At 68.1% G+C, this 7,104-nt stretch carries 9 protein-coding genes; 5 read left to right on the top strand and 4 right to left on the bottom strand.

Features of this window, described 5'->3' with window-relative positions; all coding sequences use genetic code 11:
• Both JNW87_RS31935 and JNW87_RS31930 read left to right on the top strand, forming a co-directional pair.
• A partial coding sequence (locus JNW87_RS31935; RefSeq protein ID WP_238454954.1) for a hypothetical protein occupies positions 1–225 on the top strand: 225 nt, incomplete at its 5' end.
• Positions 222–1,304 (top strand): glycosidase, encoded by a 1,083-nt coding sequence (locus JNW87_RS31930; protein ID WP_109805444.1) that lies wholly within the window; start codon positions 222–224, stop codon positions 1,302–1,304. The genes JNW87_RS31935 and JNW87_RS31930, both read left to right, overlap by 4 nt.
• A gap of 287 nt (positions 1,305–1,591) precedes the next feature.
• Here the strand turns inward: JNW87_RS31930 and JNW87_RS31925 are convergent, their stop codons facing one another.
• The 3 genes from JNW87_RS31925 to JNW87_RS31915 all read right to left on the bottom strand — a co-directional run bounded on the left by JNW87_RS31925 (position 1,592) and on the right by JNW87_RS31915 (position 2,728).
• Entirely contained in the window at positions 1,592–1,900 is a 309-nt protein-coding gene (locus tag JNW87_RS31925; RefSeq protein WP_236648511.1) for a transposase, read from the bottom strand.
• Between the two features lie 41 nt (positions 1,901–1,941).
• A complete protein-coding gene (locus JNW87_RS31920; protein WP_161557999.1) occupies positions 1,942–2,103 on the bottom strand; it encodes a hypothetical protein in 162 nt (53 codons plus the stop codon).
• A 217-nt stretch (positions 2,104–2,320) separates the two neighbouring features.
• Positions 2,321–2,728, bottom strand: a complete 408-nt coding sequence (locus JNW87_RS31915) for a cupin domain-containing protein (protein WP_238454953.1) — start codon at positions 2,726–2,728, stop codon at positions 2,321–2,323.
• A 264-nt stretch (positions 2,729–2,992) separates the two neighbouring features.
• On the opposite strand from JNW87_RS31915, the gene JNW87_RS31910 reads away from it, so the two are divergent.
• The gene (locus tag JNW87_RS31910; RefSeq protein WP_109805430.1) at positions 2,993–3,736 is read left to right on the top strand and encodes a TIGR03560 family F420-dependent LLM class oxidoreductase; all 744 of its coding nucleotides are present in this window, start codon (positions 2,993–2,995) and stop codon (positions 3,734–3,736) included.
• A gap of 313 nt (positions 3,737–4,049) precedes the next feature.
• On the opposite strand, the gene JNW87_RS31905 is transcribed toward JNW87_RS31910, so the two are convergent.
• Positions 4,050–4,967: an efflux RND transporter permease subunit gene (locus JNW87_RS31905; RefSeq protein WP_109805431.1), complete on the bottom strand. Its 918-nt coding sequence runs from the start codon at positions 4,965–4,967 to the stop codon at positions 4,050–4,052.
• Between the two features lie 228 nt (positions 4,968–5,195).
• On the opposite strand from JNW87_RS31905, the gene JNW87_RS31900 reads away from it, so the two are divergent.
• Entirely contained in the window at positions 5,196–5,384 is a 189-nt protein-coding gene (locus JNW87_RS31900; protein ID WP_236648512.1) for a hypothetical protein, read from the top strand.
• 244 nt (positions 5,385–5,628) lie between these two features.
• Complete coding sequence (locus JNW87_RS31895) at positions 5,629–6,768, top strand: low temperature requirement protein A (RefSeq protein ID WP_236648513.1); 1,140 nt, start codon at positions 5,629–5,631, stop codon at positions 6,766–6,768.
• Positions 6,769–7,104: the final 336 nt, after the last annotated feature.

Below are 7,104 nucleotides of genomic sequence, written 5' to 3'. Positions count from 1 at the left end.
TACATCTACATCTACGTCGACAACGACGGCGAGCGTAACGCCAGCTATCAAATCGTGGCCGCCCATTTGGACGACGACACCCGACTGGTGCTCGACATCGGCGACGCCACCACCGTCCGCCGCTACCGTGACCCGGCAGACTTCACGAAGGGCTACGTCTACGACGTGGCCGCCGGGCAACAGGTGCGGATTCCGCTGACCCGCGAGTGGACGGTGACCCGATGAGCACCGTTCCGTACACGCTTACCCGGCTCGGCACGGTGATGACGCCGGAGCCGTCCGAGCCGTACGAGCGGGAGGGTGTGCTCAACCCGGCCGCCGGACGTACCCCGGACGGGCGGCTGCATTTGCTGCCGCGGCTGGTCGCGAAGGGCAACATGTCTCGGGTCGGCCTGGCCGAGGTGATGCTCGACGACGGCATACCGGTAGGGGTCCGCCGCCGAGGCGTGGTGCTCGCACCGGACGAGGGCTGGGAGCGTGGCAAGACCGGTTCGGGCGTGGAAGATCCTCGGATCACCTGGGTGCCGCGGCTGGGCCGGCACGTGATGACGTACGTGGCTCTGGGCCCTCTCGGGCCTCGGCCCGCCCTGGCGGTCTCCGAGGACCTGGTCCACTGGCAGCGGCTCGGTCCGATGCATTTCGCGTACCAGTCGGACTTGAACACCGACCTCAACCTGTTCCCGAACAAGGACGTGGTGCTGTTCCCGGAGCCCGTCGCGGCCCCCGACGGCACCCCGAGCTACGCCTTCCTGCACCGCCCCATGTGGGACCTGTCCTGGATCCGGGATGGCGAGGGGACGCATCTGCCCGCCAACGTCACCGACGAGCGCCCTGGCATCTGGGTGTCGTTCGCCGCGGCCGAGGCCGTGGATCGGGAGCTGGCCGCCCTGGTCGCGTTACGGCAGCACCGCCTGGTGGCACTTCCCGCCTATGACTACGAATCGCTCAAGATCGGGGCCGGGCCGCCGCCGATTCGGGTGGACGAGGGCTGGCTGCTGATCCACCACGGCGTCAGTGGAGAGCTCACCTCCGGGTGGGAGCCGCAGACCAAGGTCAGGTACGCGGCTGGAGCAATGCTACTCAACCCCGACGACGTGACACAGGTCCTGGCCCGTACACCGCAGCCGCTCCTCGTGCCGGAAACGCCGGCGGAGCGTCTCGGCACCGTCGACAACGTCGTCTTTCCCACCGCCATGGAGGAGGTGGGCGGGAAGCGCTACGCCTTTTATGGCATGGCCGACAGATGTATCGGGGTGGCGCGTCTTGATGGTCCTAACGAAGTCGCGCGACATGCCGGTACTTGATGCAGGTGGCGAGGGCGAGGAAGGCCTCATTGGATGTCGTCGCGGCGCTCCCATCGGATGCGTAGGCGTTTCGGGGCGTCGTACCAGGCGACCGTGGGAAGGGACGTCTCGAACTCGGTGAAGGCGTTGCTCGGCACCGGACTGAGCGGTTTTCACCCTGAGTAGCGACTCCTCTCGACGCAGTGCAGGACGAGGATGGCCTACACGATTGCAGTCGCGCGGCGGGGGCAGCGGCGCAGTTTGGCCCGTGGGGTTCCAAAACCCTGAGCCGATGGTGACCTGGCCTTCTACGCGGCTCGTTCGTACTCGTTGATCAGCCCGCCGAGGATCGGGCGGCGCTTGATCCGTTCGTGGGTCAGGTCAATGATGGGGCGGTCGGATTGTGGAGGCTGCAGCGCCAGCGCGCGGTGCGGACGTCGGTTGTTGTAGTGGCGGGCGTATTCATCGAGTGTTCGGCGTAGATGTCGCTCACCGAAGACGAGCATGCGGTCGGTGACCTCGTTGCGGGCGGTGAGGACGAACCGTTCGGCATAGGCGTTCGCTCGGGGGCTGCGCGGTGGGATCTTGCATACGGTGATGCCAGCGTCGGCCAGCACGGCGTCAAAGCCGGCCGTGAACTGCCCGGCCCGGTCCCGGATCAGGACTTTGAACTGCTCGGCGCGGTCGCCAAGGTCAACGACACGCAGAGCTTGGCCTTCTCCGTCTGGAGTTCGATCAAGCGGGTCCGCATCGCGGTGAGTCCCTTGTTGTCGACGTCGACGCGGCTGACGGCCTCCGCGAGCCGGCGGTCGAACTGCACTTATGGGATTCTCGAGCAGCCGTAATCGGCATCAGTGCGTTGCCGACGTCGCCGGGTCGATGCGTGGCCCTACCGCCCAAGTAGTTGCCCGCCGGGCAGAACGCTCATGACGCCCGGCGAAGGTCCATCCGCCGCCGGCCCAAGGATTAGCCTCGGTCTCTCGCTAAGTGTTGATCAAGGCCCCTGAGGCGTGAGAGATCCGGGATACTGGTGGTCATCATGGCTGGGTAACTCGTAGGTGTCGGCGTGCGGCCAGCTCCTCCGCGCTGACCACGGTCAGAACCGGGGTACCCGGCGGCGCGAACATGGTCACCACCAGCTGCGACTGCGCGTCCGGAAGGTTGTTGGCGCCCTGGTAGTGGATCACGTCGCCCCCGGGCTCGAACAGGGCGTCACCGGCCTTGAGCACCCGCGGTTGCCCCTCCAGTTCGAAGAGGATCTCGCCCTGGGTCACGTAGCCGAAGAGCGGCCCGGGGTGCCGGTGCGGCGGTGCGCCGGGGTCACCGGGCGACAGGGTGACCCGGATGGTCCTGGCCTCGGCGCCAGCCGGGATCCGGGACGTCGCCTCCGGCAGGGTCGTGATCACCTCAACGCCTGGGGGCAGGTGTGTGTGTTCAGCGCTCATCTATTCCTCCAAACAGCGACTGTCTAGAGGAACGACAAGACGGCTTCCCGGGTTGTGACAGTCTGCGCGGCGAACCTACCCAGGGCCGCGCCGGAGATCCGGTCGCCCGAGCCGCGGTGCTGGGACGGTTTCCTGCACGAGGTGACGCTCACGGCGGGGGCACTACTGGAGCTTCACCACCCCGCCGGAGCCGGACCTGATCACACCCACCCTGGCCCGGACCGTGCGGATCGCCGATGATGCCGGCTTCGCCTCGTTCACGTGATGGACCACTACTTCCAGATGGAGGCCGTGGCACCGGCCGACGAGCCGATGCTGGAGGCGTACACCACGCTCGGCTTCGTCGCCGGTCAGACGGAGCGGATGACGCTCGGTGTGCTGGTCACCGGCTTGATGTACCGGTACCCGGGGCTGCTGGCGAAGATCGTCACCACCCTGGACGTGCTCCCCGGCGGTCGTGCCCGAATGGGCATCGGCGCCTCCTGGTACGAGCGGGAACAGCGTGGTCTGGGCGTGCCGGTGGTGCCCGTGGGCGAGAGGTTCGAGCGGCTCGAGGAGACGCTGCAGATCTGTCTGCAGATGTGGAGTGAGAACAACGGTCCCTTCGAGGGCCGGCACTACCGGTTGGCCGAGACCCTCAGCGTCCCGGCCCCGATCCGTCGGCCCCGCCCGCCGATCATGATCGGCGGCGGCGGGGAGAAGAAGACTCTCCTCCTGGTCGCCCGGTACGCCGACTCGTGCAACCTTTTCGGTACGGACGAGTTGCGCCACAAGCTCGACGTGCTCCGGTCGCACTGCGAGGCCGAGGGGCGTGACTACGACAGCATCGAAAAGACCGTCGTGATGCGGGTGCCGCCCCTGGACGAGCCGGATGCCTTCCTCGCCGCTGCTCAGGAGTACGCCGCACTCGGTGTGACCGAGGTCCAGGTGACCCCGGACCGGCACCCGGTCGAGTTCACCGAGCAGGTCGGCGAGCGGCTCCTGCCGAAGCTCACCGACTTCGCCTGACCGGCTCGATGGTCCGCGCGGCGGCGAGCGTCACGCTTCGTGCTGCACGGCCGCGTTGACGACGTACCGCAGGTCTGGGTCGGGCGCCCTCAGCTGTTCGTCGGCAACTCTGAATTCGAGTGTGAGTTCCTCCCGTCAACCCATGCGCCGAATGCGGTATCTGGCACCTGCGGCCACCAGACCGAGCACGACCGGAACGACGATGGCAACCGGCAGCGAGCCTGCTGCGGTGGTCGAGGCGGGCGCGTTGCAAGCTGCCGCCGAGGCCAACGTGAGCAGGATCGCTGCCGTCCACCGACCACTGTGTCGTCGCCTACCTGTCTGTGCATGGGACCTTCCTGAATCCGCTCAGGCCGGAGCCGGGGTCGACCAGCTTTCCGGCCCGACAAGCGCGGCGCGGCCTGTGCGCGGGCACCGGTCCGGACGGCTCCAGTGATTGCGCTCGGACGGCAAACCGCAGGTACAGCACGGGCAGCACGAGCAGGTTCAACAGCGCCGTCGTGACCAGGCCACCAAGGATGATCAGGGCGAGCGGGCTCACGATCTCGAGGCCGGAGACGCTGCCGTAGACCACCATCGGGACCACCGCCAACCCCGCCGCCAGCATGCCCGTCACGGCCGGGATGACCTGCTGCCGCGACCCGAGCTCGACCAGCTCGGCACCGTGGGGGTAACCCTCGTCGGCCAGCCGCTGGTACCGCCTAATTTGCAGGGTGCCGCCCCGTACGGCCATCGCCAGCACGGTGAGCAGCCCCAGCAGCGCGACCACCGAGACGGCCGACCGGTCGAGAGCCGCCAGCAGCAGCCCGCCCGCCAGTGCCGTCGGTAGGAGCAGGAAGTACAGCGATGCCACCCGCCAGCTACCGAAACCGGCCTGCAGCAGGAGAAAGATCAGGATCACGGCGCCGATCACGAAGGTCCAGACGCGGAAGTCGGACGTTGCCTTCGCCTGGGCCTCTCCGAGCACTTCCAGATGGTGCTCACGGGGGAAGGTCACCTGCGCGAGCCGATCCGTGACCTCACTCGTGACGGTGCCCAGACCACGCCCGCGCACGTTCGCGACGACGTCCATGCTGCGGGAGACCTGGTCGTGGGTGATGACCTCCGGCTTCGCCACGACCCTCACGTCGGCGACGTCGGCCAGGCGCACCTGGGCGTCGAAGCGCACCTTATCCTTGCCCAGTTGGCGCTCCAGCACCGTGATCTGATGGCGCAGGGCAAGGATCTCCACGTCCTTGTCTCAGTCGCTCATCGGCAGCAGTCGCAGCACCGCGAACGCGTTCGTCATGCCCAGGTACGCCAGTCGCAGCAGCACGGCAGCCCATGCCGCATCGATCACCAGCTACGCCCAGGCTCAGCGCCCAGCGACCGGGCCAACGGCTCCGACACCCACGCACCGGTCCTCACCAGGGCGGATGGGGTTTTCGGCAGGGGCACCATCGAAAACAAGATCCACTGGGTGCGGGACGTCACCTACGACGAAGACCGCTGCCAGATTCGCACCGGAACCGGGCCCGAGGTCATGGCCGCCCTACGCAACGCCGCCATCGGCGCCCTCCGCACCGCCGGAATCGCCAACATCGCCGCCGCCAACCGACATCACGCCCGCGACAGCACCCGGCCCCTGGCCCTACTCGGCATCACCTGACGACTTTACCGGGGCCCTGAGCGGGCATGACTCTCGATTCAGACTCACCCAAACTGCTTGGCCACCCGCCACGCCGCGTCAGCTCATCACTCGTTGCGAGAACCCTGGGCATCGTCTTGTCGGCACCGGGAGGCGCGGCAGCGTGGTACGACTGCTTCAACGCTGCCACGAAGGCGACAGAACGGGCGAGCCGATGACGACGAACAGGGCGGGCGAGCTGCTGCGCATGCCTGGGGATCCGCAGATGGCAACGTTCCTGGAACTGTTCTTCGACCTGGCGTTTGTCTTCGCGCTCACCCAACTCTCGCAAGCGCTGATCCAGGATCTCACCTGGAGCGGCGCCTTCCAGACGCTGTTGCTGCTGCTGACAGTATGGCGGGTCTGGTTCAACACGGCGTGGATAACCGACAGGTTCGACCCGCAACAACCGGCGATACAGCTGCTGGTCATCGCGACTTTGGTGGGCAGCCTGGTGATCGCGATCGCGCTGCCCGACGCGTTCGGCAGGCAAGGCCTGGTCTTCGCAGGGGTATTCGTCGCCCTATTCATCGGCACCAACATCTTCCTTGTGATCGCCCTGCGGGGCCACGCACCGCGGCGCACCTCGGGGCGGATACTGTTCTGGTACGGCGTGGCCGCGGTGCCGTGGATCGCCGGGGCGCTCTCGCATGGGACGGCGCGTGTGGCGCTGTGGACACTCGCGGTGGCCCTGGACTACGCCGCATACGCGTTTTACTACCCCACGCCGGGCATCGGCCGCACGCCCCCGTCGGATTTGCCGACCGTGGCCGAACACCTGTCCGAGCGCTACCGGCAGTTCTACATCATCGCGCTCGGCGAGTTGATCCTGGTCACCGGACTGGCGCTTCGCGGCACCGCCTTCACGCCCGACCGGACCGCCGCGTTCCTCGTGGCGATTGCCACCACCGTGCTGCTGTGGCGGATCTACATCTACCGCGCCGGGGAACTGGCGGCCGTAGCCATCAAAGCGGCCCCCGAACCGGCCCGCCTTGCCGGATCGACGTCATACGCCCACCTGGTCATGGTGGCCGGCATCGTCGTCACCGCCGTCGGCGACGAACTCGTCATCACCCACCCGTTCGGACATACGCAACCGGCCTGGATCGCCGTCATCCTCGGCGGACCCGCGCTCTTCCTCGCCGGGCGTGCCGGCTTCGAGTACGCGGTCTTCGCCCGCGTATCCCGGGATCGGCCGATCGGCCTGGTCGTGCTGGCCGCCCTGACACCGGCGATGCTCCTCCTGCCGCCGCTGCTGGTCGCCCTCGCCGCCACCGCAGTCCTCGCCGGGGTCGCCATCTCCGACGCCACTCGCGCTCGAGCACATCCAGCCGAACCACCGTCGCCACCAGGCGCACCATCGTGACATGTCGCGGGCAGCTACCCCCCCGGTCCGATCCACACAGAATCCCGGCCGGCCGCCGGCTGTCCGCCGGCACGTTGTGCCAGCTTTCTGTACGGGTTCAAGGCGGCCCGCAACGGGCCGCACGCGCCGCCGCCTGGGCGCGCGCCGGCCGCTGCCGCTGCCGCTCTGCGGCCGTCACGCCTGACGCCCGGCGGCTGGCGCGAAGAGCGGGAAGCCCGGACGGCGCCGCAGAACGACAGACCATTGATGGTTGGGGTGGTGGGCCCGCAGCCGGCCGGGTCACGCGGCCCAGGACCCGCGGCGTAGGAGAGCGCACGCCGGCCGCGTCGGCGCCCT

It is taken from the genome of Micromonospora sp. ATA51, assembly GCF_016802855.1.
Lineage (GTDB): Bacteria > Actinomycetota > Actinomycetes > Mycobacteriales > Micromonosporaceae > Micromonospora > Micromonospora sicca.
This window is presented reverse-complemented; position numbering and strand designations above follow the sequence as displayed.

What these genes read in the sequence shown, in the direction of transcription:
- JNW87_RS31895 (WP_236648513.1), top strand. Translation starts at nt 5,629, where the DNA reads ATGGCAACGTTCCTGGAACTGTTCTTCGACCTGGCGTTTGTCTTCGCG.
- JNW87_RS31915 (WP_238454953.1), bottom strand. Translation starts at nt 2,728, where the DNA reads ATGAGCGCTGAACACACACACCTGCCCCCAGGCGTTGAGGTGATCACG.
- JNW87_RS31930 (WP_109805444.1), top strand. Translation starts at nt 222, where the DNA reads ATGAGCACCGTTCCGTACACGCTTACCCGGCTCGGCACGGTGATGACG.
- JNW87_RS31910 (WP_109805430.1), top strand. Translation starts at nt 2,993, where the DNA reads ATGGACCACTACTTCCAGATGGAGGCCGTGGCACCGGCCGACGAGCCG.